Source organism: Streptomyces sp. NPDC046215 (assembly GCF_040646215.1).
Classification (GTDB): domain Bacteria; phylum Actinomycetota; class Actinomycetes; order Streptomycetales; family Streptomycetaceae; genus Streptomyces; species Streptomyces stramineus.
In genome coordinates, this window is record NZ_JBEYZW010000046.1 from 1 (window position 1) to 25,462 (window position 25,462).

The 25,462-nt window shown below is 72.6% G+C and carries 25 protein-coding genes; 6 read left to right on the forward strand and 19 right to left on the reverse strand.

Annotated features, from left to right (window positions below; all coding sequences use genetic code 11):
* Positions 1-131: 131 nt before the first annotated feature.
* The 3 genes from ABZ951_RS20415 to ABZ951_RS20425 form a co-directional block, all read right to left on the reverse strand.
* The gene (locus ABZ951_RS20415; RefSeq protein ID WP_344085912.1) at positions 132-512 is read right to left on the reverse strand and encodes a carboxymuconolactone decarboxylase family protein; all 381 of its coding nucleotides are present in this window, start codon (positions 510-512) and stop codon (positions 132-134) included.
* A gap of 68 nt (positions 513-580) precedes the next feature.
* Complete coding sequence (locus ABZ951_RS20420; RefSeq protein WP_344085915.1) at positions 581-811, reverse strand: 4-oxalocrotonate tautomerase family protein; 231 nt, start codon at positions 809-811, stop codon at positions 581-583.
* A gap of 46 nt (positions 812-857) precedes the next feature.
* On the reverse strand, positions 858-1,904 hold the full coding sequence (locus tag ABZ951_RS20425; RefSeq protein ID WP_344085918.1) for a helix-turn-helix domain-containing protein: 1,047 nt from the start codon (positions 1,902-1,904) through the stop codon (positions 858-860).
* A 111-nt stretch (positions 1,905-2,015) separates the two neighbouring features.
* Here ABZ951_RS20425 and ABZ951_RS20430 point away from each other — a divergent pair, with 111 nt between their 5' ends.
* Positions 2,016-3,437: an MFS transporter gene (locus ABZ951_RS20430; RefSeq protein WP_344085920.1), complete on the forward strand. Its 1,422-nt coding sequence runs from the start codon at positions 2,016-2,018 to the stop codon at positions 3,435-3,437.
* Positions 3,438-3,563: 126 nt separating this feature from the next.
* Here ABZ951_RS20430 and ABZ951_RS20435 read toward each other — a convergent pair whose 3' ends face one another.
* The 3 genes from ABZ951_RS20435 to ABZ951_RS20445 all read right to left on the reverse strand — a co-directional run bounded on the left by ABZ951_RS20435 (position 3,564) and on the right by ABZ951_RS20445 (position 6,369).
* Positions 3,564-4,556: a hypothetical protein gene (locus ABZ951_RS20435; RefSeq protein ID WP_344085923.1), complete on the reverse strand. Its 993-nt coding sequence runs from the start codon at positions 4,554-4,556 to the stop codon at positions 3,564-3,566.
* Entirely contained in the window at positions 4,553-5,113 is a 561-nt protein-coding gene (locus ABZ951_RS20440) for an RNA polymerase sigma factor (protein WP_344085926.1), read from the reverse strand. The genes ABZ951_RS20435 and ABZ951_RS20440 overlap by 4 nt, the downstream gene beginning before the upstream one ends.
* Positions 5,114-5,310: 197 nt before the next feature.
* Positions 5,311-6,369: a vWA domain-containing protein gene (locus tag ABZ951_RS20445; RefSeq protein ID WP_344085929.1), complete on the reverse strand. Its 1,059-nt coding sequence runs from the start codon at positions 6,367-6,369 to the stop codon at positions 5,311-5,313.
* Between the two features lie 322 nt (positions 6,370-6,691).
* Between ABZ951_RS20445 and ABZ951_RS20450 the strand changes: the two genes are divergently transcribed.
* The gene (locus tag ABZ951_RS20450; protein ID WP_344085932.1) at positions 6,692-7,216 is read left to right on the forward strand and encodes a hypothetical protein; all 525 of its coding nucleotides are present in this window, start codon (positions 6,692-6,694) and stop codon (positions 7,214-7,216) included.
* A 509-nt stretch (positions 7,217-7,725) separates the two neighbouring features.
* Here the strand turns inward: ABZ951_RS20450 and ABZ951_RS20455 are convergent.
* From ABZ951_RS20455 to ABZ951_RS20490, 8 genes are all read right to left on the reverse strand, one after another.
* Positions 7,726-8,208, reverse strand: coding sequence for an ArsI/CadI family heavy metal resistance metalloenzyme (locus ABZ951_RS20455; RefSeq protein ID WP_344085935.1), 483 nt, complete (start codon positions 8,206-8,208; stop codon positions 7,726-7,728).
* Between the two features lie 233 nt (positions 8,209-8,441).
* Entirely contained in the window at positions 8,442-8,804 is a 363-nt protein-coding gene (locus tag ABZ951_RS20460; RefSeq protein ID WP_344085938.1) for a metalloregulator ArsR/SmtB family transcription factor, read from the reverse strand.
* A 203-nt stretch (positions 8,805-9,007) separates the two neighbouring features.
* Positions 9,008-10,456, reverse strand: coding sequence for an MFS transporter (locus ABZ951_RS20465; RefSeq protein WP_344085941.1), 1,449 nt, complete (start codon positions 10,454-10,456; stop codon positions 9,008-9,010).
* Positions 10,457-10,903: 447 nt separating this feature from the next.
* Positions 10,904-11,194 (reverse strand): hypothetical protein, encoded by a 291-nt coding sequence (locus ABZ951_RS20470; protein WP_344085944.1) that lies wholly within the window; start codon positions 11,192-11,194, stop codon positions 10,904-10,906.
* On the reverse strand, positions 11,191-11,415 hold the full coding sequence (gene rpmB / locus ABZ951_RS20475) for a 50S ribosomal protein L28 (protein ID WP_344085947.1): 225 nt from the start codon (positions 11,413-11,415) through the stop codon (positions 11,191-11,193). Before rpmB ends, ABZ951_RS20470 begins: the two co-directional genes overlap by 4 nt.
* A gap of 255 nt (positions 11,416-11,670) precedes the next feature.
* A complete protein-coding gene (locus ABZ951_RS20480) occupies positions 11,671-12,276 on the reverse strand; it encodes a response regulator transcription factor (protein ID WP_344085950.1) in 606 nt (201 codons plus the stop codon).
* Between the two features lie 19 nt (positions 12,277-12,295).
* Complete coding sequence (locus tag ABZ951_RS20485; protein ID WP_344085953.1) at positions 12,296-13,750, reverse strand: MFS transporter; 1,455 nt, start codon at positions 13,748-13,750, stop codon at positions 12,296-12,298.
* 733 nt (positions 13,751-14,483) lie between these two features.
* Positions 14,484-16,814, reverse strand: a complete 2,331-nt coding sequence (locus ABZ951_RS20490) for a helix-turn-helix domain-containing protein (RefSeq protein ID WP_344085956.1) — start codon at positions 16,812-16,814, stop codon at positions 14,484-14,486.
* Positions 16,815-16,978: 164 nt separating this feature from the next.
* Here ABZ951_RS20490 and ABZ951_RS20495 point away from each other — a divergent pair, with 164 nt between their 5' ends.
* Entirely contained in the window at positions 16,979-18,049 is a 1,071-nt protein-coding gene (locus ABZ951_RS20495) for a BTAD domain-containing putative transcriptional regulator (RefSeq protein ID WP_344085959.1), read from the forward strand.
* Positions 18,046-18,762, forward strand: a complete 717-nt coding sequence (locus tag ABZ951_RS20500; protein ID WP_344085962.1) for a DUF6585 family protein — start codon at positions 18,046-18,048, stop codon at positions 18,760-18,762. Before ABZ951_RS20495 ends, ABZ951_RS20500 begins: the two co-directional genes overlap by 4 nt.
* Before the next feature lie 70 nt (positions 18,763-18,832).
* Here the strand turns inward: ABZ951_RS20500 and ABZ951_RS20505 are convergent, their stop codons facing one another.
* Positions 18,833-20,047 (reverse strand): GDSL-type esterase/lipase family protein, encoded by a 1,215-nt coding sequence (locus ABZ951_RS20505; RefSeq protein ID WP_344085965.1) that lies wholly within the window; start codon positions 20,045-20,047, stop codon positions 18,833-18,835.
* Between the two features lie 320 nt (positions 20,048-20,367).
* Here ABZ951_RS20505 and ABZ951_RS20510 point away from each other — a divergent pair, with 320 nt between their 5' ends.
* Both ABZ951_RS20510 and ABZ951_RS20515 read left to right on the forward strand, forming a co-directional pair.
* Positions 20,368-21,510, forward strand: a complete 1,143-nt coding sequence (locus ABZ951_RS20510) for a glycosyltransferase family 4 protein (RefSeq protein ID WP_344085969.1) — start codon at positions 20,368-20,370, stop codon at positions 21,508-21,510.
* A gap of 128 nt (positions 21,511-21,638) precedes the next feature.
* Complete coding sequence (locus ABZ951_RS20515) at positions 21,639-22,616, forward strand: phytanoyl-CoA dioxygenase family protein (protein ID WP_344085971.1); 978 nt, start codon at positions 21,639-21,641, stop codon at positions 22,614-22,616.
* Here the strand turns inward: ABZ951_RS20515 and ABZ951_RS20520 are convergent.
* The 4 genes from ABZ951_RS20520 to ABZ951_RS20535 all read right to left on the reverse strand — a co-directional run bounded on the left by ABZ951_RS20520 (position 22,516) and on the right by ABZ951_RS20535 (position 25,438).
* The gene (locus tag ABZ951_RS20520; protein WP_344085974.1) at positions 22,516-23,472 is read right to left on the reverse strand and encodes an HEXXH motif-containing putative peptide modification protein; all 957 of its coding nucleotides are present in this window, start codon (positions 23,470-23,472) and stop codon (positions 22,516-22,518) included. The genes ABZ951_RS20515 and ABZ951_RS20520 overlap by 101 nt on opposite strands.
* 103 nt (positions 23,473-23,575) lie before the next feature.
* Positions 23,576-23,809 carry a hypothetical protein gene (locus ABZ951_RS20525; RefSeq protein ID WP_344085977.1) on the reverse strand — a complete coding sequence of 78 codons (234 nt, stop codon included), beginning with the start codon at positions 23,807-23,809 and terminating at the stop codon, positions 23,576-23,578.
* A gap of 25 nt (positions 23,810-23,834) precedes the next feature.
* On the reverse strand, positions 23,835-24,656 hold the full coding sequence (locus ABZ951_RS20530) for a class I SAM-dependent methyltransferase (RefSeq protein WP_344085980.1): 822 nt from the start codon (positions 24,654-24,656) through the stop codon (positions 23,835-23,837).
* Positions 24,657-24,673: 17 nt separating this feature from the next.
* The gene (locus ABZ951_RS20535; protein WP_344085983.1) at positions 24,674-25,438 is read right to left on the reverse strand and encodes a methyltransferase domain-containing protein; all 765 of its coding nucleotides are present in this window, start codon (positions 25,436-25,438) and stop codon (positions 24,674-24,676) included.
* Positions 25,439-25,462: the final 24 nt, after the last annotated feature.

Sequence of the window (25,462 nt, forward strand, 5' to 3'; positions counted from 1 at the left end):
GCCGCCGGGGCGGTCGGCGCCGCGCCCCCCCCGCGGGCGCTGCCGCGGGGGGGGGGGGCCCGCCGCCACCGGGGGGGGCCCCGGCCCACACCGCCCCGCCCCCGCCCCCTGCTGTTCACCCTTGGTCCGACTCACCCTTGGTCCGGCCCGCCGTCGCGCGCGACCTCATGGACGGCCTTCATCAGCGCGATGCCGGCCGGAGCACCGGCGTAGGCGGCGCACTGCAGGGCCACTTCGGCCATCTCCTCGACGGAGCAGCCGTTGCGCAGGGCGCCGTGGACGTTGAGGCGCAGCTCCTCGGGCCGGTTCAAGGCGGTGAGGAGGGCGAGGTTGAGGAGGCTGCGCGTCCGGCGGTCCAGGCCCTCGCGTGCCCAGACCGAGCCCCACGGGTACTCCGTGATCAGGTCGAGCAGGGGCTTCGCCGGAGGCCAGTCGCTCAGCATGGAGTTGACGTGCTCGTCGCCCAGCACTTCCCTGCGGATGCGGTCACCTGCCGCGTAGCGCTCGGACACGGACGGTTCGGGAGCGGCACGGCCGGCCGGGGGATGACCGTCGGAGATCTTCTCCGAGGGCGGCACCGTCAATCCGCCAGGGGCGGCGTGGTCCCGGACACAGGGGCGACGGTCGGGAGGTCTGTACTCATCTCGCCGCCGATCGCCCAGTTCTCCTTCGGGACGTCGCGGATGATGACGTAGATGCGTTCCCGTGTGCTCCCGCAGGCGCGCTGGAAGGCGTCGGTGAGCTCACGGGCCAGGGCGGCCTTGTCCGCGTCGGCCCGGCCTTGCCACATGTCGACAGAGATGACAGGCATACAGATCCTTTTCCCAGGGGGGGGACGAGAGGGGTCACCTCTGTTTCTACCCGCGGAGCGGGGCGGGCGGATATGCGACTTTGGTGTAAGAACCGGCGGCGGAACCACCGGCCCTGCTGTCCGCCGCGCGGTACGCGCGGCGGTATTCGCTGGGGGGAATGCCGACACTGCGGGCGAAGTGGAGCCGGAGGTTGCCGGCGCCGCCCAGCCCGCACTGCTCGGCGATCCTGTCCATCGGCTGGTCGGTGGTCTCCAGCAGTTCCTTGGCGCGCGAGATGCGCTGCGCCTGGAGCCACTGGAGGGGTGTGGTGCCCGTCGCCTGATGGAAACGCCGCACCAGCGTCCGTTCGCTCGTGCCGGCCCGCCGGGCCAGTTCGGGGGTGGTGAGGGGCAGGTGGAGGCGCTCGGCGGCCCAGTGCAGCAGCGGGGCCAGCCCGCTGTCGGTCTCCGCGGGCGGCACCGGCGTCTCGATGTACTGGGCCTGCCCGCCGGGCCGGTGGGCGGGGACGACCAGGTGACGGGCGACCGAACCCGCCACCCGGGATCCCAGGTCCTTGCGCAGCACGTGCAGACAGAGATCGATGCCGGCGGTGCTGCCGGCGCTGGTGAGGATGTCTCCGTCGTCGATGTAGAGGACGGTGGGGTCGACGTCCACCGCGGGATAGCGCTCGGCCAGGAGCGGAGCGTGCTCCCAGTGCGTGGCGGCCCGGCGCCCGTCGAGCAGCCCGGCCGCCGCCAGGACGAAGGCCCCCGAGCACAGGGAGACGATCCGCGCGCCGCGGTCGTGAGCCTCCCTGACGGCCTCCAGGAGCCGGGCGGGAGGCCGGCCGCGGACGTCCGCGCTGGCGGGGACGATGACCGTGTCCGCCTCGACCAGTTCCCGGTAGCCGTGCGGGGTGTGCGTGGTGAACCACTGCCGGGCCGGGACGGCGTCGCCCTCGGTGAGGTTGCAGAGCCGGAAGTCGTACCAGGGAGTGTGCAGGTCGGGCCGGGGCGTGCCGAATACATGGCAGGGCACGGCCAGTTCGAGGATCGGCATGCCGTCGGTGACCGCCACGGCCACGGTCGCGGGCCTGCCGGGCTTCTGAGTCATGGCAGTAATCTAACGGCTCATGGCAGATCTGCCACTCGAAGGGGCTGTTCGTGGACGCCGATAGTGGGAAGCGCCTCCTTCTCGACCAACGGAGAGACGACGGATACGTCCATGACCTCAACTTCCGAAACCCGCCCGGTGGATGACGCGGCCGCTCCCGCCGATCCCGCACCGGCGGATCCCCGGCGCTGGCTGGTGCTGACCGTCGCGTCGGCCGCCCAGTTCCTCGCGATCCTCGACCTGTTCGCCGTCACCGTGGCCTTTCCCGCCCTGGAGAAGTCCTTCCCGCAGGCATCCCTGGCCTCCATGTCGTGGGTGCTGAACGGCTACACGATCGTCCTCGCGGCGCTCCTCATCCCCGCCGGGCGTCTCGCGGACGAGACGAGCCGCAAGGGCAGCTTCCTGATCGGCATGGTCCTCTTCGGCCTGTCCTCGGTCGGCTGCGCCGTCGCCCCCAGCCTGACCGTGCTGATCATCGCCCGTGTGGTGCAGGCGGTGGCCGCCGCCGTCCTCGTGCCCACGTCTCTCGGGCTGGCCCTGCCGGCTTTCCCCGCGCACGAACGCTCCACGGCGATCGGCATCTGGACGGCGGTCGCCGCGGTCGCCGCGGGCAGCGGCCCGGTGCTCGGCGGCCTGCTGGTGCAGATCAGCTGGCGGTGGATCTTCCTGATCAACATCCCCGTCTGTGCCGTGGCCGTCCTGGCCGGCGCGCGCCTGCTGCCGCGGGTGGCCCGTAAGGCGTCACAGGGGCTCGACCTGCTCGGATCCGCTCTCATCCTCCTCGCGTCCGGCGCGCTGACCATGGCCTTCGTCGAGGCGCCCGACTGGGGCTACACCTCGCCCGGCACCCTCGGCTGCTTCGTCGCGGCCCTGGTGCTGATCCTCGCGTGCGTGCGCCACGTCCGTCACACCGCGGACCCGATCATCAGCCCCACCCTGTTCGCGAGCCGGCTGTTCAGGGTCGGCACCATCGGCATCTTCCTCTACTACCTGGCGTTCGCCTCGATGCTCTTCGAGGCCGCCCTCTTCCTGACCGGCCAGTGGCACTACTCGGTACTGCGCGCCGGCCTGGGCATCGCGCCCACCCCGGTGACCGTCATGATCCTCTCCGCCCTCTCGGGGAAGATCATCCGCCGCATCGGGGCCCGGGCCTCCGCGGTGGCCGGAGGCCTGGTGTTCGCCGTGGGCTGCGCGTGGTGGCTCGTGGCGGCCGCCCCCACGCCGCACTACGCGGCCGCCTACCTGCCCGGTGCGATCCTCGTCGGCGCGGGCAATGCCCTGATCCAGCCGGCCCTGTTCGGGGCGGCGAGCGGGCTGCCCGCCGAGCAGCTCTCGGTGGGCTCGGGCACGCTGATGATGTCCCGCCAGATCGGCTCCGCGCTGGGCGTGGCCCTGCTCACCGCGATCCTCGGCAGCTCGGAACACCCGACGATGGACGCCTTCCGGCACGGCTGGATCTACATGATCGTCACGGCTCTGCTGGCGACGCTGGCCGGCCTCCGCTACCGCGCGAACACCCCCGCCAGGGCCTGACCGGCCCTCCCTGGTTCCCGCCCGGCCTGCCCTGACACCCCCGACAGGGCGGGCCGGGCGGCCCCCGAACGTTGTCAGCGGTGGCCGTCAGGGCCCTGGGCCGAAGTACCCACGGCGCAGGGGCCGCTACGTCCGCGGCGACGGCTTCGGCGCCTCCCAGGCGGGACCGACGGAGACGTAGACGGTGCGGTGGAGGAGATCCCCGGCCCGGAGCTTCTCCGTTCCCCACGACAGACCGTCGTTCCGCGCCATGTCCGCGACCTCCAGCACATGGAACGCCTTGGTGTCGACGATCATTTGCCGGCGCCAGGTGCCGGCGTCCAGCTCGACGACCGTGCCCGCGCGCCCGGTGCTGTCCTTGACGTCCTCCGTCACCCGCGCCCCGGGAATCCTGGTGAGGACCTTGAACAGTGCGGCCCGCAGTCGCGGTTCAGCGGGTGACTGGGCGAGCAGATCCTCGATGCCGTTGAAGAGACCCTCCTCCGCCTCCTCCCCGGTGGCCTTCCCGACGAGCTGCGCCCGCAGCGCCTCCGGGTCGGTGGGCAGTTTCTTGAGGTCGTCCCACAGGACCGGTTTGCCGCAGATCACGTAGGCCGTCCCGCCCGTGTCCCCCTGCGGGTAGTCCTGGACCACACCGTTGGCAGGCATCTCGCGCGTGCCGCTCCGGCTCAGCCAGACGGTTTTGTACGACCCGTCCGGCTGCCGGTTCTGGTTGCTGCTCCGGCTCCACTCGAGGGTCCGCACCTTCCAGTACGGTGCCGCCTCCGTCCGCCCGGGCGCCGACGGCTGCGCCGCCGGGGAGACCTGCGCGTCCCCGGAGTCCGACCAGGGCTGGAGCGCGACACCCAGTGCGATCGCCACGACCGCCGCCGCCGAGACGAGCACGGGAAGGCGCCGCCGCCACGTCCGCACCGGGACGACCGCGGCCACCGGCTCCCGCCGGAGCTCGACGGCCAGCCCGTCCCCCTCCGCCCGGCCTGCCGCCGACCGCACCGCGGCCAGCGCCGCGGCGACCGCGTCCGCCGAGGGCGGCGCGACCCGGCCCGCGGCCCGCAACCCCTCGGCACCGGGGAAGTCGAGGAAGTCCGTGCCGTCCGTGTTCCTGTCCTGTCCGCTCATGCGAGGTCTCCTGTCAGGTGAAGCGGGGCGGAGGGGCCGAGCGCCGCGCGCAGCCGGGTGCGCGCCCGGTGCAGCCGGGACCTGGCCGTCCCCGCGGGGATGCCGACGACGGCCGCGGCCTCGGTGGGGCTGAGCTGCTCCCACGCGACCAGGAGCAGCAGCTCCCGCTCCACGGCCGGCAGCTCGGCCAGGGTCCGGCGCATCAGCGGCGCGACCGCCGCCGCGTCCAGCCTCCGGTCGACGGCGTGCCACGGATCGCTGCTCGCCTCGCCGGCGAGCACGGCGGCGGCCGCGGGCCGTTCCTGCCCGCGCCAGTGCGCGGCCAGCACGTTCCGGGCCACGCCGAAGAGCCACGCCCGGACCGGCCCGCGGGCCGCGTCGTAGGTGCCGCGACCCGCGTAGGCACGCAGCCACGCCTCGGCCAGCAGGTCGTCCGCCGCGCCGGGCGCCCGGCGCGCGAAGTATCCGTGCAGAGCCCTCGAATGGCGCTCCACGAGCGGTTCAAAGGCCGACGCGTCGGTTCCCGAGCGCGCCAGCAGTACCTCGTCCGTTGTCACGGACCTCCCCTTCCACGGGCCACGCCTTCCGCGGCCCCCTCCCCTTCTTGTCGCCACCTCGCGAAAGCGTTCGCGCCCCGGGAGCGGGGCGCGGGAGGCCGCATGGGAAGGCCGCATGGGGGGCGAAAGCTCGTCGGGTCAGCCCGTCGCGTCGCTTTCGCCGCCCCGGCCCGGGAGGGCTCGTGTTTCAAAGGGTCTCAGAGCATGATGAGCAGACGCGTTTTGGGCTTGAGCTTCCTGTTCACCGAACGACTCTGCACGTAGACCTCCAGCTTGGGGTTGTTCCCCGCCTTCACCGAGACGGTCCCCTGAATTCCCGTACCGAAGAGAAGGCTGCGCGCCGCGTCGCCCGTGTAGGCGCGGTCGGTGTCTTTCTCCACCACGATGACTTCTTTGTTCGGCTGGACCTGAGCCCGGGCGCCCAACTGGTAGTAACAGGCGCCACGCTCGTACGTCACGCCGGGGTGCGACTCGACGAAGGGTCGGATCTCGACCTCTTTGTCGACCTTCAGGAGCCGGTACTTGTTCGCCGGAATCGGTTCGAGATTCGCCCGCACCTCGTCAATCGATATGTCCTGACCGACGGCGAACAGATTCTTTGTGCCGCGCACACCCTGCTCGCGGGCGCGAAGGAAGCTGGTGGCGGCGGCGCGCACGGTGCCGATGGCTTCCTCGACGCCTTCCTGGGAGTCGGCGTCCCAGATGGCGATGTTTCCGGCCGGGAAGCCGTAGTTCTGGGCGGTGCGCTTGGCCAGGGAGTTCGGCACGAGGATCGCGGAGGTCCAATGGCCCGGGAGCCCGGCCATCCTCGCCGCGATCCTGTCGAGCCACGGGCCGAGGACGGTCATGTCGCCGTCGTGCCGCATGTCACCACCGGAGGCGTTCTCCTCGCCGTCCGTCACCACGATCTGGAGGAAGCTGTGCTCACCGTATTCCTCCCAGATGTGACCCAGGTCGTCCAGGGATTTCAAAGAAGCCTCGATGAGGGCCGTAGCGCCATTCTTCACCGCGTACAGCCCCCGCATGGACGGCAGATGCTTCACGTCCATGTCCCAGACCAGGTTTTCCACCTTGTGGTCGAAGGAGTAAAGGCTGATCCGGGTCTCGTGACCGAGGCTGTCCGACTCGGCCTTCAACCCCGCCACGAATTCATCGACAACACGCACGAGCTGACTCTGATGCGGACGCATGGAACCCGAACAGTCCACAACGAGCGCGACGTGATTCACCTTGTGCTGGATCCTGTTGGCGGACATGCTTCTGCTCCTTCTCCGAGCCTCGCTGAGTGATTTCACTCTATGGGGAGGCACTGACAACGGCGTCTGACGATCCAGCACCCGGGCCCCGGCGGCGCGGTGTTCGGCAGCGGGGCCGGTGGCGGCGCGGACGCGGGCCACGGCGGTCTCGCACCGGGGAGCGCGGGCGGGGGCCGAGCCACGGACTGCTGACCTTGGTGTCATAGTGGCTCGCCATGGCGCCATTTATGCGCCATGATGGCACCACAGGGGGCGCGCCCCTCGGCCGCACAGGCCGAGGGGCGCGCGTTTCGTGGGGTGAGCGGGCAAAGGGAGTCGGAGCATGGGGACGGCACATCGCCAGGAGCAGGCGACAACCGGCACGTTCGCCGCCTTCGCCCGCTTCGTGCTCTGCGGCGGCGGAGTGGGGCTCGCCTCCAGCTTCGCCGTGACGGCCCTCGCCTCCCGGATCCCCTGGGCCCTGGCCAACGCCCTGGTCACCGTGGTCTCCACGCTCCTCGCCACCGAGCTGCACGCCCGCTTCACCTTCGGCGCCGGCGGGCGGGCGACCCGGCGCCAGCACGCGCAGTCAGCCGGGTCCGCGGCGGTCGCCTACGCGGTGACCTGCGTAGCGATGCTCACCCTGCGGCAGTTGGTGGCAGCACCCGGTGCGGTGCTCGAGCAAGTCGTCTACCTGTCCGCCTCCGCGCTCGCCGGTGTCGCGCGGTTCGCGGTGCTGCGCCTCGTCGTCTTCGCGCGGCACCGCTCGCGGACCGCGGCCACCGTCCGCACTGCCCGTCCGCTGCCCGCGACCGCGGCCAGCACCTCGGCGCCGACCGGTCCGGCGGGGCTCTGCCGGGCCGCCTGACGGCCTCGTTGCCGGGTTCGCTGCAAGAAAAGTGCCGAGGTGAGGCCGCCTCGCATCATCAAGTGCTCAGTGTCGCGGGGTATCTGACGTCTCGCCATTCACAAATGCGCTAAACCGGCTCAGGATCCTGCCGCAGGAAGAAGTGATGCTGGGTATTGTCGCAACGTCGATGCGAAATGGCGCGGCACTCGCCGGGCAAGGGCTGCCGGTAGCCCGGTGGCAAGAAACGGTACGACGGCGGCAGTCGGAGGATGGAGAACTCACATGGGACAGCAGGAGTCGCCGAACGGAGCGTCCCCGCTCGTGGTGATTGCCGCCCTTGCCGGAGTAGCGGCGGCAGTTGGAGCGGTCGTCTTTCGGGATACGGCCCCGCGAGCGGTGCTGATAGCCCTTTCCGTAATCCTCTTCGCCACGGCCGGGAACGCGTGGCGGAGCCGGAAAAACCGCGAGGCAGGCGCGTAGCGTCTCCTTCCTTGCCGAGGTTCGGGGGCTTGCCCGCGACGTGCTGATCAGCTGCCGCAGGAGCACCCGGTCGCCGTCGTGACCGCACTGCCAAGTCCGGCGGGCCGGTCGCCGGTTCCGCAGCAGGTATCGCCCCCCTTGGCGGCGCTCTTGCCGAGGGTCGCGGCGTCGGCCTTCACGACGTAGATCTCCCACGGCTCCTTGCCGGGGCCGTGGACCCACACCTTGTCCTGGAGCGCGTAGCAGCAGGAAGTGTCGTTCTCCTCGAAGGTGGCCAGGCCGGCGTCCTTAAGTCGGCCGGTGGCCGCGGTGACCTGCTCGGTGGAATCGACCTCGACGCCGAGGTGGTCCAGCCGGGTCTCCTCTCCGGGCTCGCCTTCGATCAGGACGAGCTTGAGCGGGGGCTCGGTGATGGCGAAGTTCGCGTAGCCGTCGCGGCGCTTGGCCGGCTCGGTGCCGAAGAGCTTGGAGTAGAAGGCGACCGATGCTTCCAGGTCGGCGACACGCAGGGCGAGCTGGGCACGGGACATGGTGGTCTCCTGACCTTCTGTATCGACGGTTGTCGATGCAATGTCGAGCCTGCCACTGATTTCGGTAAACGTCAATATAGATGGGCGTCGATATGATCGGGGTTCGGGTGATCTTGGGGCTGCGGTGTCCGACGGGGCGGGACGTCCCGCCGGACACCGCCTCGGCGGTGCGATGGCGCCGGTGATCGTCCCGCTCCGGGTGGGCGCGGCGACGGGGCTCTCGGAGGCGAGGCTCAGGCGGAGACGAGGAGGCGGCCCATGGTGGCCAGCACGGACGGCTCGACGCGGTAGTACACCCAGGTGCCCCGGCGCTCGGAGGTCAGCAGTCCGGCGTCCTTGAGCTTCTTCAGGTGGTGGGAGACCGTCGGCTGTGAGACCCCCACGTCCGAGATGTCGCATACGCACGCCTCTCCGTCCCGGTGTGAGGCGACCAGGGAGAACAGCCGCAGCCGCACGGGATCGCCGAGCGCCTTGAACATCGCCGCCGCCCGCTCGGCCTCCTCCGCGCTCATCGGGCGCTCGGTCAGCGGTGGGCAGCAGGGGGCGACCTCACCGCTGTCGAGGACCGGCAACTCCGCACCACTCAGATTCGACATGTGTCTATGTTGGCACCCGTCGATGTGCCGGACAACGTCACGGGGAGGCTCGTTTGACGAGCCGGGCGAGACGCGCCGAAGCTGTGCGCGTGCCCGCCGCGTTGTCGGGCGGCGGCGACACCGTCGCGCAGACGGCCCCCGTGTGTGACCGGTTCGCGAAGACGGCGTCCCCTCCGCTGACGCGGCAGGGGACGCCGTCCTGGTCAGGCCCGCGATGTCCGGCGGGGCAGCAGGAACATCAGGGCCCACATCACCGCCAGGGCCCCGGTGACGTACCAGATCGTGCCGGCGAAGGCACTGGTCACCGTGGTGCCGTGGCTGCCCGCGGGGGCGTGGGTGAAGAACACCACCGAGGCCAGCGCGATGCCCAGGGCCGTGCCGAGCTGCATCGCGGTGTTGAACAGCCCGGACGCGGACCCCGCGTCCTCGGGGGCCACCCGGCCCAGCGTCAGGCCGGCCAGACCCGCGCCGATCATGCCGAAGCCCGCCCCGAGGAGGACCATCGGGGCCACGGCCGCCGCGAACGGCAGGCCGGTGCCCTGCTCGGTGATCAGCAGGTGGTAGCCGGCCAGGGTGACCGCGAGCAGCACGGCACCCGCCTGCGGGACGCGCCGGGCCTGCCGCGCCGCGATCTTCGAGGCGAGCACGGCACCGGCCATGCCGCCGATCGAGACGGCGATCGAACCCGGAGCGAACCGGGCCGGCGAGAAGCCCAGCCCCTCCTGCATGAACAGCGTCCACGTCAGGAGGAACATGCCCGAGACCAGCCCGAAGACCAGCTGGGCGGCGAGCCCGCCCGCGAACGCCCCGCCCCGGAAGAGGGACAGCGCGACCAGCGCCGAGCCGTCCTTGGCGGTCTTCGCCCGCTGCTGGGCCACGAAGCCGGCCAGCACGGCGGCACCCGCGGCCGGCATGGCGAAGCTCCAGGCCGGCCAGTGCCGCTCGCCGCCGACGGTGAGCGGGTAGGCGATCAGCAGCAGCCCCGCGCTGGACAGGACCATGCCCAGCGGGTCCAGGCGGCGGGCCCGCCGCTCCCGGGTCTCCGGAATGCTCCGGAGGCCGAGCAGGACCGTAGCCAGACCGATCGGCAGGTTGATCAGGAAGATCGGACGCCAGCCGAGGCCGAAGAGATCGGCACTGGTCAGAGCGGCGCCCAGGACGGGTCCGAGGACGCCGCCGAGCGACATGATCATCCCGTAGAGGCCGAACGCCTTGGCCCGCGATTCCCCGTCGAAGGTGACGTGGATCGTGGCCAGGACCTGCGGCACCATCGCCGCCGCGGCGGCGCCCTGCACGGCCCGGGCGGCGATCAGCAGCTCCGGTCCGGTGGCGACGCCGCACAGCAGCGACGCCAGGGTGAACACACCCGTGCCGACGAGAAAGATCCGCTTACGGCCGTAGAGGTCGCCCAGACGGCCGCCGGTGATCAGAGCGAGGGCGAAGGTGAGGGTGTACGCGGCCGGGATCCACTGCACCGCGGCGCTGGAGGCCCCGGTGTCGGCCTGGATCGACGGCAGCGCGGTGTAGACGATCGAGCCGTCCAGCGCGTTCATCAGTTCCGCGATCAGCACCACCACCAAGGTGACGATGCGGGCGCGCCCCGGCCCGGCGCCGGAGCGCGGGAGGCCGGAGGTATGGGTGTCGGTAGACACGGAAACAACGATTCCTGTTCGCAAAGATTTGCATAGAGGGGATAGGGGCAGGCCCGGGCATGCCCGTTCGCCTCCTGCGCGCAGGAGCGGAACAGAAGCGGAAAGGGGTATGACGAAGCCCAGGCCATCGGGTGCGCCACCGTCGAGGCATGCGTCGGCGGCCCGCCACGGCGGGATCACCGGAAAGAGCGCCTCAGAACGAGTGGCTACAGGGCCTGGGAGATACGTCATCACCTCGGAACACAAAACGAAACGAAACGCGGGCGCGCTTCGCAGTTCTCCAGGGTAAGGGTGGCTCCGGCCCACGCAACCTTATTTTTCGCCCCGCTCTGACAGGCTCCGAGATCTTCGACGGGAAGCCGACCGTGAGCGAGGCCGCTTTCGGCTTCCCGTCGATATCGCCGACCGGTGTCGGCTGTGCGTCCCGCGGCGCCCGCGCGTATTCCGTCAGCCCGAGCCCGCGGGCCGCAGACGATTCAGCAGCCGTTCGCTGTGCTGATCGTCATGCGGATCGTTGAGGACGGCGGCGGTGAAATCCGTGTGCAGGAGGCGGCGGTCGAGCCGGACCTCCAGGCACCCGACGCAAAGGACGCTGTCCTCCGTGGCGCGAGCGCACCTCCACACACGGTCGTGCACCATGTACCACTCGTCCGGGCCGTCCAGGGGCGCGGTCGGCGCGCCGCAGTCGTGACAGGGGAACTCGTCCCGTTCAAGGCGGCGCTGCCGCACCGGGCTCACGCCGAGGCGCGGCGCTGTACCTTTCCCTTTTTGATACACGAGGTGCACACCTTCATACGGACGGGCGTGCCGTCCTTGACGGCGCGCACCGGCTGGATATTGGGGTTGAAGCGGCGATTCGACCGCCCCTTGACGTGCCGGACCTGGGCACGGAGTCCGGCGCGTGCCACCCGCTTTCCGAAGCTCGGCTGCTTGCCGCATACATCACATCGACTGGACATGGAATCTCCCGGTCTGCGACGGTCGTCGTCGCTCGTTCATGTGCTGGCCGTGCGTTGGTGACCGCTCTCGGATCCGTCCCGGACCCGTCATGGGTTTGCAGGCTGCATTCCCTGCCAACGGCGCGCCGACCAGCGGATACAAGGATGTCAGAGGCGCCGTGGCGGACCTCGGAAATTCCCGAACCGCGGGCACGGTGCATCGCTTTCCGTGCACATTGCATTTCCTTCGCAGGGGCGGATCAAGGGCGGCGGGCGTCAGATCCAGCCGCGGGCGGACGCTATGCGGAGCGTCTCGATGCGGTTGCGCGTTCCGACCTTGCGGTTGATGGCGGCCAGGTTGTTGCGGACCGTGCCCGGCGAGAGGTGCAGCGCCTCGGCGATCTCCGTGGGTGTGTGTCCTCGCGCGGCCAGGCGCAGGATGTCGATGTCGCGCCGGCTGAGCGGATTGTCGGGGGCGTCCAGGGCGTCGGCGACGATCTGCGGGTCCAGGACCCGGTCGCCGCGGGCCACCTTGCGGACCGTTTCGGCCAGTTCCCTGACCGACGCGTTCTTGCCCACGCACCCCTCCACCCCGCTCTTGAGGGCGGTCGCGAGCGTGTCGGGCCGCTCCGGCGCGGTCACGAGGACGACGCGGCAGGTGGGCAGGGCGGCCTTGAGCCCGGTCGCGGCCGAAACCCCGTCCGTTCCCGGCAGGTTGACGTCCAGCAGCGCCACGTCCGGACGGGCCCGCAGCGCGCTCGGGACCACATCGGCGCCCCGCTGCACCTGCGCGACCACGTGCATGCCGGGTTGGGACGACAGGACAGCGGCCAGCGCCTCGCGGGGCAGTCGCAGGCCGTCGGCGATCAGCACTCGGATCATGGGGGTGGTGATTCCTCGTTCAGCCTGTGGGAGTGCGCTTGGGGAGCAGGAGCATCAGGGCCCACATCGTCAGCAGGGCGCCGACGACGTACCAGACCGTGCCGGTGAAGGCCGTGGTGACTGTCGTTCCCCGGCTGCGCGCCGGGGAGTGGGCGAAGAACACTACGGAGGTCAGCGCCGTGCCCAGGGCGATGCCGAGCTGCGTCGAGGTGTTGAAGACCCCTGACGCGGAGCCGGCGTGAGCGCGGTCGACCTGACCGAGCGTCATGTCGGTCAGCGCTGCACCGATCATGCCCAGTCCGAGTCCCACCAGCAGCATCGGTGTCACGGTCAGGCCCGACGGCAGGCCGGTGCCCAGATGGGCGATCAGCCACGCGTAACCGGCCAGCGTGGCAGCGGCCAGCAGGGCCCCGGCCTGAGGGGCGCGCCGCCCGTGGCGGCCGGCCAGATTCATCGCCAGCCAGGCGCCGCTCATTTCGCCGAGGGAGGCCACCACGAAACCCAGGGCCGCCTGTCCGGGGGACAGGGCGAGGCCGTCCTGCATGAACAGCGTCCACGTCAGGAAGAACACGCCGGACAGCAGCCCGAACACCAGCTGTGCGGCCAGGCCCCCGCTGAAGGCCCTGTTTCCGAACAGGGCCATGACGACCAGCGGGGCACGGCCCCGAGCCGTCCTCGACCGCTGCTGGAGCACGAAGGCGGCCAGGATCACGAGACCCGCCGCCGGCATGACGAAGCTCCAGGCGGGCCAGTGGTGTTCACCGCCGACGGTGAGCGGATAGGCGATCAGCAACAGGCCCAGGCCGGAGAGGGCCATGCCCACCAGGTCCGGGCGCCGGGCGTCCTGGCCCCGGGATTCGGGGAGGTGGCGCAGGCCGAGGAGCAGGGCCGCCAGGCCGATCGGCAGGTTGATCAGGAAGATCGGGCGCCAGCCGAGGCCGAAGAGATCGGCACCGGTGACGACGCCGCCGAGAGCCGGCCCGGCGACGCTGCCCAGCGACATGACCGTGCCGTACAGGCCGAACGCCTTGGCCCTGGACCCCTCGTCGAAGGTGACGTGCAGGGTCGCCAGGACCTGGGGGACCATGACCGCCGCGGCCCCGCCTTGGACGACACGGGCGGCGATCAGCAGGGCCGGCGTGCCGGCGAGACCGCAGAGCAGCGACGCCGCGGTGAAGACGCCGGTTCCGAGCAGGAAGATCCGCTTGCGGCCGTAGAGATCACCGAGGCGGCCACCGGTGATCAGGCCGAGGGCGAAGGTCAGCGCGTAGGCGGCGTGGATCCACTGCACGGCGGCGGTGGAGGCCCCGGTGTCGTTCTGGATGGACGGCAGGGCCGTGTAGACGACGGAGCCGTCGAGGGCGTTCATCAGCTCGGCGACGAGGACGACGACCAGCGTGATGGTGCGGCGGCGGCCTGTGCGGCGCTCGGGGGAGGCGGAGCGAAGTGGGGGAGTGTCGGTGTCGGCGGACACGGCGCGGTTCCTGTTCTGGCGGACAGAAGGGGGAAAAGGGCAGGCCGGGCACGCCCGTCCCGCTCACTGCGCGACAGGAAGACAGGGGTACGACGATGCCCAGGCCGAGGGGTACGCCGCTGCTGAGGCGACCGCGCGCTGCCGGCGAACGGCAGGGGGTCGAGCCTCACGACAGGCGGCTACAGGGCCTGGGAGATAAGTCATCACCTCGGGACATATGTGAACGGAGCGCGCAGCTCCAGGAGCGCCGTCACGCTACTTTTCGCCTCGGTGGGCCCGCAAGCGATTTATGTCCTCCGGCAGGCTTCTCCGGCCGGGTTCAGCCCCCGTGCTTCCGGTCCGCCGCGGGCGGGGGGTGCGGGGCGAGAACGAGGCAACTCAGCTGCTCGGCGCGGGTGTTCAGGTGGTCGGGAGACTGTCGGGTCGGGCGACGGTTCCGGGTGTCCCGCTCCGTTATCAGGTCGTGCAAAATGCACGCCCGTGGCTTGCCCGCATTCAGTTAGCGTTCCTCAGGATTCGATGATCTCGATGGCGGGCCCGCAGGGCAGCGAGCGGTCCTGGGGCCTGCGGTCCTGGGGCCGGCGGTGAGGACGGTGACGGGCCCGGGCAGAGCCTGAGCGAGAACCGCGAGAGCTGCGAGGGTGGCGAGGGCCGCGAGAGCCGAGTCGGCCGCCGCCGTGACAGTGCGGTCCTTGCGGCAGAGCTCGGAGAGGCCCGCTTCCGTGCCGCCCGATCACCCGCGCCGCTCCGGCTGCCGGGCGGCGCCCGGCAGCCGGTAGGTGCGGGCGAGGTGGTCTTGCAAGCGAGCGTGCCGGAACTGGTAGACCGCGCCCGCCTGGCGGAGCACGCCCCGCTCGTAGGCGTCTTCGAGGAAGCCGACGACGGACCAGGGCAGCCGGCCGGTCAGCGGCAGCCAGATCCGGGAGAGGACTACCCACTGGCCCCAGGCGGTCAGGCTGAGGCCGTAGCCGAGCGCACCGCCGAGCCCGCTGATGAGGCCGAGCTTGACCGAGGCCGTGGTCCCCCAGACCATCGGACCCAGCAGGGCCGGCAGGAGCCGGACCACCACGTCGGCCCCGAGCCCGACCAGCACCCCGAACGTGGGCCCCCACACGAGGAGCTGCGTGACGACCGTCCGGCAGTTGGTGCGCAGAAGACTGACCGGGCTGATGGCGGACCGGATGTCGAGTGGTGTTTCGAGGAGGCTCAGCAGGCCGAGGCTGGGGCCGGCCGCCAGGCTGAACGCGAGCCCGTACACGGTGCCGTCGCACAGACCGTGGTACAGGGCGGCCGGCAGCCCGGTGTGGTGGATGACGCCGTTGTGCACCCCGCGGACGAAGCCGTAACCGAAGCCGAAGACGAGGCCGCACAGCAATCCGAGTAGGAGCCGGGGAACGGCCCGCCGCGCCGTCCCGCCCGTCCGGCCGGACACCTTCATGCGCACACCGGACGGTGCCACCGCCGTGTTCCCGGCCGCGACCATGAACCAGTACGCGATCCCGAACATGAGCCCGGCGACGACCCCCACGGTCAGCCCGTCCGCGAGCTGGAACCCGAGGGAGTCGAAGAGGGTGCCGACGGCACAGTCGACGAGCCCGGTGGCCAGACAGACCATCAGCGCGGTCACCAGCGTGCGCGTGGAGCGGCGCAGCCCCGAACCGAGGCGCCACCACTCCAGGTTGGGGGTATCGAGGCGGGTCAGATGGTGGGCGAGATAGCCGAGCCAGTACCGGGCGCGCTCCGGGTCGACCTCACGGCGCGCACTGCCGCCCGGCCGGTACTCGGGCCGGGGGCGGTAGACGGTGGCGACGAAATTGTCGAGGAGGTGCTCCTCCAGCTCCCCGGGGCCGGCGAACCGCCGGGTGTCCAGGAGCGAGACAGGGTCGTGGCCGGGGGTGTCGCTGTAGACGGCGCGGGCCAGCGCGACCATCAGCGGGGTGGTGAGCACCGTGGCGAGGTCGGCACCGGCCCGGCTGTGCGGCCGCTCGCGCAGCTCGCTCAGCACGGGGTCCCAGGCGGTCCTCGCGGGGTCGCCGCCGCCCGCCTTGCGCGTGGTGCGCGGCAGGTAATCGGCCAGGTCGCTCAGGGTGAGGTCGCTCAAGTTCACCGCCGCGGCGGAGGTGAGCACGTCGGTCTCGGCCACCGCGGCGGCGTATTCGGCCGGCCGGCTCGTCAGCAGCAGGGGCAAGGTGGTGGCGTTGAGCGCCTCCAGCGCGGGGCGGCGCAGACCGTCGGCTATCTCGTCGAAGCCGTCCAGCACGGGGAGCACCCGGCCGCTGTCGACCAGCGCGGCGGCCAGGCTCGGCCCCGCGGGGCCCGGGGCGGCGAGCCCCGGGTGATCACGGGTCAGCTGGCGCGTCAGCCAGTCCCGGAAGGTCAGGGCGGTGGGGTCCCACGAGCCGATGCTGAAGATCACCGGCACGGCGTCGGCGCGGGCCCTCGACGCCAGGTGGTCCAGGACGAACCGCACGGCGAGGACCGTCTTCCCCGAGCCGGGCCGGCCCAGCACCACCAGCCGCCCGGACGGGATCCGCCGGTACACGCCGGCGATGTCGTCCAGCCGCCCGCTCAGGTCCAGCGGACCGTGCCGGACCCCGGCGGGCAGAGCGCGGATGTTGGCCCAGTGGTCCGTCAGTTCCTCGGGGGCCGGCAGCCAGCGCACCGGCAGTGGATAGGGGTCGTGGACCTGCCGGTGCTCCTCCTCGCGCTGCCAGCGGGCCGCCACCGCCTGTGCGAGCTGCTCGCCGACGCCGGCGAGGATCTCCTGGAGCGCCGAGCCCGGCCGCTCCGTGACCTGCCCGACGTGGCCGGTCGTCTCGTCCTTTTCGTCCCCGTGCCCGGTCCGGTGGACGGCGGCGGCCAAGAGCGCCTCGCGGTGCTCCGGTGCCAGCCCGAGCGCGTCGGCCAGCAGCCGCACCGTGGTCACCCGGGGGTCCGCCCGCTCACCGGTCTCCAGCCCGCGAATGGTGCGCACGCCCACTCCGGCGCGCTCCGCCAGGCCCTCCTGAGTCAATCCCGCGTCGTGCCGCAGCCGCCGTAACAGTGCGCTGAACTCACTGGCCACAGGTCAGGGCCTCCGCCTCGGATATGAAGTTTCCCCAGTTGGGGGACTCTAGCGCGGCCACCGGCCGCATACGGCCGGTCCTGCGGCCTGTCCGTCGCCCGGTGATCGGCGGCAGTGTCGACGGCACGCGCCGCAGGAAGCGGCCCCAGCCCGGGGGAGCCCCCATGCAGATCACCGCCAGCACCGGCCTGCCGGCCGTCACCGCGCTCGGGAACCAGGAGCGCGAGGTGCTCTACGCGGTCGGCTGCGGCCTGAGGGACGACGAGATCGCCGCCGCCCTCGCCATCCCCGAGGACGCCGTGGCCGCACACCTCGCACGGGCCCTCGTCACCCTCGGGCTGCGCGACCGGTCCGCCGCCATCGTCCACGCCTTCGACAGCGGGCTGGTCGCCCCCGGCCGTGGCCCCCGCAGACGGGCACCCGGCCCGGTGCCGCCGGCCACCGCCCGCCCCGTGCCCGCACCGCGGATACGGATATCGCTGCTCGGGCCGCTGGGGGCCCGGCGCGACGGGCTGCCCCTGGACCTGGGGCCCCTGCGCCAGCAAGCCGTACTGGCGGCGCTGGCGCTGTGCCAGGGCCGGACGGTCAGCCGGCAGGAACTGCTCGTCGGGGTGTGGGGGGAGGAACCGCCGAACACCAACGTGGTGCCCGTGTACATCTACCGGCTGCGCAAGATCCTGCGTGCGGGAGGCGGCCCGGACACGGTGATCGCACGCGACCGGTGCGGCTACGGGCTGCTCCCCGGCGCCGTCACTGTGGACGTGGCCCGCGTGGAGGAACTGGTCACCGCGGCCGGCGCGGCCGCGCGGGCGGGCGAACTCACCGAGGCGGTCGGCGCCTGCGCCCGGGCGCTCGACCTTTTCCGCGGCGAGCCCCTGGCCGGCCTGCCCGGCCCGCTGGCCGAGCTGGAGCGGCTGCGGCTCACCGAGCGCAGGGTCGTCATCGCGCAGCGGAAGCTCGACTGGCAGCTGCGGCTGGGCCGGCACTGCGAGGCGGTCGCCGAACTGTCGGCCCTGACCGGTGCGCAGCCCCTCAACGAGCCCGCTGCCGCGATGCTCATGCGCGCGCTGTACCTGAGCGGCCGGCAGGCCGACGCCCTGACCGTCTTCGACCGCACCCGCCGCCGGCTGGCCGACGACCTGGGCGTCTCCCCGGGCCGGATGCTGCGGCGGACGCACCGGATGATTTTGAGCGGGGACGAGTCCTGCCTCGGCCTCACCGGAACACCGAGGTGACCCGCCCGGGGCGGCCCACGCGCGGTGACGAACTGCTGCTGGCGAGGATCTCGGCGGCAGCGGGCCGCGAACACCTCGGCAAGCGCTCTGCCACCTACACGGGAGCCGCGCACACGGCCCGCACGGGAACCCTGTGGGCCCGGGGGATCGCCGCGCTGCCCGCGTTCGTCCCGCACCGCGGGCCGTTCACGGCGAAAGCGCGTGACGACGCGCGACTGGATCTGTACGAGCACGGCGCGACCATCGCCGTCACCGGGCGGATCCACGTCATCCGCTACGACACCACCACCGTGTTCGGGACGAGCACCCTTCACCGGCACGACCCGGCCTGCGACGGCACCTCCTGCGCACTCACCGACATCGACGGGAAGAGGGTCGTGCTGCACGGCGGGCCGGAACACGGTGACGCGGCGGAATGGTGCTCCGCGATCCAGCGGGGCGTCACCCGCGCCCAACTGCCGCAGGCCCTGGCGGCACTTGAGGAAGGCGGGCGCCTGACCTTCGGTGACATCTGGCTGACCCGGGACGAGATCGGCTACGGAGAGCTCCGCGCGCCGTGGCCGAGGGTCCGGCACCTCGGGGCCCGGGAAGGGGCCGTCGGGCTCGATATCGACGGGAGGTGGCACGGTCCGGGACCCCGGGCAGCCGGGGTCCCGAACCTCTGCGTCCTCGGCGCGCTCGCCGAGCACCTGGGCCCGCACGGCGCGCGCTGACGCCGGCAGCACGGGGGAGAGCCTGTCCGGCCGCACCTCGCGCGCGGCGGCCCGGGACGCGCCGGGTGCTTCAGGCCCGCTCGGTGGCGAACGGGCCGCCGGAGGCGAAGGCCACGGCGGCGAAGCGTTCGCCGATGCGGCGGTGGGTGGCGGCGTCCGGGTGGAGGTCGTCGGGCAGCGGCAGTTCGGCGGCGTCCGCCTCGCCGTAGAGCTCGCGGCCGTCGAGGTAGTGCAGGTTCGGGTCCTCGGCCGCCCGCTGCGCCACCAGACGGGCCAGTTCGTCCCGGATGACGTTGAGCGTCAGCTTCCCTGCGGCCCGCTCCGCGGGGTCGCCCGCGGCACGGAAGCGGAGCGTGCCGTTGCTGAAGTCCGGGGCGCTGGGGCCGGGGGTGTCCTCGTGGATGGGGCACAGGACGGGCGAGACGACCAGAAGCGGAACGGTGGGGTGGCCCTCGCGGACCGTGTCGAGGAAGCCGTGCACCGCGGGGCCGAAGGCCCGCAGCCGCATCAGGTCGGTGTTGACGAGGTTGATGCCGATCTTGACGCTGATCAGGTCGGCGGGGGTGTCGCGCAGGGCGCGGGCGGTGAACGGGTCGAGCAGGGCGCTGCCGCTGAAGCCCAGGTTGGTCAGCTCCACGCCGCCGAGGGAGGCGGCCAGCGCGGGCCAGGTCGCGCTCGGGCTCGCGGCGAAGGAGCCGTGGCTGATCGAACTGCCGTGGTGCAGCCACTTCTTGCGGCCCGCGTCCGGCAGCGGCTCGACCGGGGCGTCGGTGCGCAGGGCGATCAGCTGGGTGATCTCGTTGTACGGCAGCCAGATCTCGACGTCCTTGACACGGTCGGGGAGACCGGTGAAGCGGACGGTGCCGGCGGGGCCGGGCAGGGTCTCCGCGGACCCGGTGGCCATGTCGACCATCACGACGTTGCCGCCGCTCACGCCGGCCTGCGCGGCCGGCAGGCCGTCGACGAGCAGGTCGTACACGCCGTCGGGGCGGGGCGGTGCGCCCTTGTAGGCGTTCTTGGTGCGGAGCGCGTCCAGCTCGACGGCGGTGGCCCGGGTGCGGAACGCCAGCCGTACGCCCGAGGGCTGGGCCTCCGCCATGGCCAGCAGGCCGTCGGCGCACTGCGCGCGGGCCCGGGCGGGCAGCCGGTGCGGCAGCAGCCCGTGGTCGGTGCGCTCCACGTCCAGGGCGCCGCGCAGGAGCTCCGGGGTGAGGGGGGTGGTGATCCAGTCCGTCGCCCGGGCCGCCGTGGGGGCGCCGGGGACGTCATCGAGCCGGTCGTTCATGGTCGCAGTCTGCCCGCCGGATGCGTGGTCTGGCCAATAATTTTCCTTCCGCGCATGTCCTTCCCCCGCGGAACGGGTCCTGCTCAACGCCTGGACCGACCGCCGCTGCCGGGCCCGGGCCCGCCGCCGTCCGCGCATGTGCCGTTCAGGCCACGTGCGGAGGCGCCTCCGGCGCCCCCACGGCGGCCCGGGCCGGAAGGACGGCTCCGGGGACGGGACCGGCGCGGTCGGCTGGTTCCCGGTCTTCCCCTGACCGCGCCGCCCTGACCGAATGAGAGGGCCACCCCTCGCCCGTCACGAGGCCCCGGAGGTCACCGGCCATGCGGATCGCCTACCTGCACTCTGGAAGCGTCCCCTCCGTCTATGCCAACGGGGTCCACGTCATGCGGATGTGCGACGCCTTCGCCGACGCCGGACACGACATCGAGCTGTACGCCGTCCCGGGCACCGCCCGCACCGACGACCTCCACGGGTACTACGGCACCCGCAACCGCTTCCCCGTGCACACCGTGCCCCTCCCCCCGGTGCCGGCCCTCGGGCCGCTGCTCCGCGCCCGCCGGGTCCGCGGCGCCCTCCGGCGCCGGGCCGTGCCCGACGTCCTGTACGGAAGGGACCCCTTCGCGCTGCTCGCGGCCGCCGGGAGGGCCCCGGTGGTCTACGAGACCCATCTGCTCCGGCCGGAGCGGTCCGTACGGGGCGTCGAACGGCTGCTGTTCCGCCACCGGGCCCTCACCCGCGTCGTCTTCGTCACCCAGGCACTCGCTGACGACTACCGCAAGGCGTTCCCGCGGCTGGGGGCCCGCACGGACCTGGACCTGGTCACGGCCTCCGACTGCGCCGACCCCGTACCCCTCGACGGCCCCGTGGCGACGCTGCCCGGCCGCCCGGAGGCCGTCACCGCCGGCTACGTCGGGCACCTCTACCCCGGGCGGGGCACCGACGTCATCCTCGCGCTCGCCGAACGCCTGCCCGCCGTCGACTTCCACCTTGTCGGCGGCACCGACCAGGACCGCTCCCACTGGCAGAGCCGCAGCCGCCACCCCAACGTCTTCTTCCACGGCCACCACCCGCCGGCCGCGCTGCACCCCTACTACCGCGCCTTCGACATCGTCCTCGCGCCTTACCGGACGACGGTGGGGTGCGCCGACGGCGTCGCCGACATCAGCCGCTGGGTCTCACCGATGAAGCTGTTCGAGTACATGGCACACGGCAAGCCCATCATCGCCTCGGACCTGCCGGTGCTCCGCGAGGTGCTGACCGACGGGGTCAACTGCCTGCTCCGCGCGCCCGGTGACGTGGCGGCCTGGGCGGACGCCGTCGCCCACCTGGCGGCCGACGCGTCCGCCCGGCAGGCCCTCGGCGCCACGGCCCGGCACCAGCTGACCACCCGGTACACCTGGCGGGCGCGCGTCGACCGCGTCCTGCCCGGCCGCGCGCCCGCGACCGTCACCGGGCAGCGGTGACGCGGGCACCGGCGACCGGCGGACCGCCGCCTGCCCCGCCCCGCGGTCACCCGCCGGGTGTCCGGCTTCCGCCTTCGCCCCCGCACGGCACCGCACGCCGGCATCACCGCGACGACAGGAGAGCGCCCGTGAGCGAACAGCCCGACCGGACCGGCACTCCCGGCGGCCCGCCGGGACCTCGGCCCGCGCCCGTGCGCATGGTGACCCCGGCCGCGCGCACGATCCCCGTCCCGCTGCACCACGTCCTGGAAGGCGCGCTGATCGCGGTGCGGCGCGGGCTCCAGCACACCGGAGCCCTGGAGGAGATCCGGCGCGAGACGGGGCAGGCGGTGGCACGGATCTTGCCCGGCCCGGCCGCCGCACGGGTCGGGGCCTCCCTGGAGAGGCTGCACCTCCACGCGGACACCGAGCAGATCAGCGCGATCCGCACCGATCTGGAGACCCGGCTCCGGCCCCTCGCCGAGGCGGTCCTGCGCGATGTCGCGCGGGCCCTGGAACCGCAGGGCGCGCGCCTCTACCTCGGCGGTCACCTCGGGATCCGCGTCATGCCCCCGCAGCGGTCCCTGGCCGCGGGCGCGCCGGCCGGCCTGGAAGGGTTCCTGACACCGCGTGACGCGCACGTCGACTCGTGGTTCAACACCGCCGTCAACACGGTCAACCTGTGGATGGCCGTCGGACCGGTCCGCCGGGGCAACGGCCTCGTCTTCTACCCCGAGGCGTACCGCCGCGCCCCGCGGCATGACGGACGGCACACGCTCCTCCCCGGCCAGCACACCGGCCCGCCCATGGACATCGAACTGGCCGCAGGGGACATCCTGTTCTTCGCCGCGGACCACCTGCACGCCTCGCAGCCCAACACCACCGACGAGACGCGTTTCGTGATCACCAAACGCCTCTGCCTCGGCCCGCCGCGATACCCCCGGCACGCCACCGGCTGGGTCCCCTACGCGGACCCGAGGCTGCTGGGTGGCCCCCTGGAGCCCCTGGCGGCACTGCGCTCCCGGCTCACCGGGGGCGGTGTCCGCGACCTGCTGCGGGCGTGGCCCCGCCGCCGGCCGAGGCGACCAGGGCGCTCTGGTCCAGTAGCCGACGGCCGTGCCCGGTGAGCCCGGACCGGTGGGCCTCCAGCGTGGTCACCGCCGCGCGCAGGTCGCCGAGCAGCCGGTCGTGCCGGTCACCTGCGGCCTGCCCTCCGGCGAGCAGCCGGTACCACCGCACGCAGCGGGCCAGCACCACCGTCTGCTGGAACAGCCCGCTCAAGGGCCGCGGGTCGGCCCGCAGCGGCGTCGCGAGCAGGCCGGCGCCATCGTCGGCGGCGGGTGCGAGGAACGGTGCGCTCACGGCCGCCGCGTTGCAGCGGTTGTGCGTCCCCTCGTGGACCAGCGCCTCGGCGAGCCGTACGGGGCCGGGCAGCCCGGCACGGGTCGGCGAGAGCCGTCTGCGGTTGATCAGAACGGCACCGTGCACGGTGAAGTCGGTGTAGCCGTCGATCGCCATGCCGTCCAGCAGCGCCACCTGGGCGACCACCGTCCGCAGTTCACCGAGCATCCGCGGCCACACGGCGCCGAGCAGCGCGAGGGTGTCCGCCAGGACGGCCCGTTCGGTCGCGGTCCACCTCCCCGGTGAGGCGGTGACCGGTTTCCCGTCCGCCGCCGTACGGTCCGGCAGCCGGGCGAGCGCGCGCGTCAGGCTGCGCGCGAGATGCGGCTGGTCCTCCGGGTCCACGGGGACGAGCGCTCCCGCCGCCGGGCTCGGGAGCGGGTGCCGGTCCGGTGCGCCGGCCGGGCCGGTCCGCCGCGCGCGCTGTGCGCGGTGCACCGCCTCCACGGCCGCCGGGTGCGGGGGAATCGTCAGCCCGGCCGCCGGCTCCGGCAGTCCGCATGCCCGCGCGGCCTTGAGCAGCAGGCGCCGCAGAGCCTCCTGGTCCTCCCGGGCCGAGGGGTGGTCGGGCTCGATGTCCAATCCTGGCCCCTTCCCGTCAAGACGTCGTGCGCAGCGGCCGGCCGGATGGCTGCCGGCAGGCCGCCGGAGTACGGACCGGATGTGCCGGGCTCAGTCCCGGTGCTCAGTCCTCGAACGGTATGTCGATCAACAGGGCGAATTCGGGGAGTTCCTCGGCCGGTACTTCCTCGATCTCGACGATGTCCTGGGGCATGTTCACTCCCTGGGTAGCGAAGGGGGCAGGGGCCGTGGGTGCGCCGGAGCACCGGCGCACCCGCATGTCATCGTGCAGCCCGGAGACGGTGATCGCCATGGTGCGCGGGTGCCGGGGCCGGGCGCGGGCCCGATTCTCGGCCACCTTCCGCCGCCCCCGTCGGGTGGGTTCACAGGGGTCTGTGCGCCATGAGGGAGAAGGACAGCGGGATGGCGGGGACGTCGTCGGGCAGGTGCCACCACCCGTCGTCCCGCCGCTCCAGGAAGGGGAACATGGGCCAGGCCACGAAAGGCCGTTCGCGGAGGTGGCCGATGGTCAGCCCGGCGGCCACCAGGGCGGTGACGACGTCCCCCATGCTGTGCCCCCAGCAGTACTCCCAGCCGTCCGTGTCGGTCCCGGGGGCCGCGTGCGGCCTGCGGTAGCGCCAGCGCAGCGGCTCGCCGGGGTGGAAGTACCCGTGGGTCACGCGCAGTTCGCGTGCGTCCGTCCCTGGGTCGAAGAGCCACGCGGTGGGGTGCGCCTCGAAGAGGTGGAACCGCCCTCCCGGGGCGGTGAACCGGGCGACGGTCTCGGCCCACCTCCCCAGGTCGGGCAGCCACCCCAGGGTGCCGTGCGACATGTAGACGACGTCGAACGTCCCGTCCAGGTGGTCGGGCAGGTCGTAGACGTTCGCGCACACGAAGCGGGCCGAAGGGGCGATGTCCCGGGCCAGGGAACGCGCGGTCGCGGTGCCCTCGGCGGAGAAGTCCACCCCCGTCACCCGCGCGCCGAGCCGGGCCCAGGAGAGGGTCCGCACGCCCATGTGGCTCTGCAGGTGCAGCAGCGTGCGGCCGGACACGTCCCCCACCTCGTCGCGCTCCACCTGGTGGACGCGCAGGCCGCCGCGCCGGAAGTCGTCGAGGCCGGAGCGGGCGGAGGCGGCCTTCCGGGGCGTCCAGGACTCCCACTGCCGCCTGTTCTCCGCCATGTAGACGTCGGGGTCCTCGGCCATGGCACGCTCCTTCCCGTTCACGCCGGACGTTCGTAGACGGAGACGTGGAAGGCGCTCGCCGACGTGAAGGGGGAGCCCGTCCAGTCCGCCCAGCGGTCGCGCCGGCGCAGCCCCGCGAGCCGGGCCATCAGATCCAGCTCGGACGCGGCGGCGTAGCGGAAGGACACCGTCGTGCGGTGCATCTCCGCGCCGCCCGCCGGCCCGCTCCCGAGGACGACGTAGTGGGAGCGGTAACGCTGCTCGGCCCGGTCCACCTCGCGGAATCGCAGGACGGTCTCACCGCCGCGGGTGGGCAGCAGCTGGCCCCCGGCCGGCGCCCCCTGGGCGAGGGCCTCGGGAACGTGCGCGTCGAGGACGAAGAGGCCACCGGGCCGCAGCAGCCGGGCGGCGCGCGCGAAGCAGTCCACTTGAGCGTCCTGGGTGGGCAGTTCGGCGAACGCGCCGTTGACCACGTACACGAGCGCGTAGGGGCCGCCCGTCACCTCCGCGGTCCGGAAGTCGCCGAGGGCGACGGGGATGTCCCGCCCGCCGGGCTTGGCGCGCAGTTGCCCGACCATCGCGGGGGAGAGGTCGACGCCGTGCACCTCCACCCCCCGCGCGGTCAGGGGCAGGGCGATCCGCCCGGTACCGATGCCCAGTTCCAGTACGGGACCCGCGCCCGCGGACTTCGCGAGACCGGCCAGGGCCCCGACGGTGTCCTCGGTGACGCGGTCGGAGGGGGCGAACCAGGAGTCGTAGTGAGGGGCGAAGGCGGTGTAGTCGGGCGGGCCGGATCCGGTCATCTTGGGGCCTCCTGAAAGGGGTGC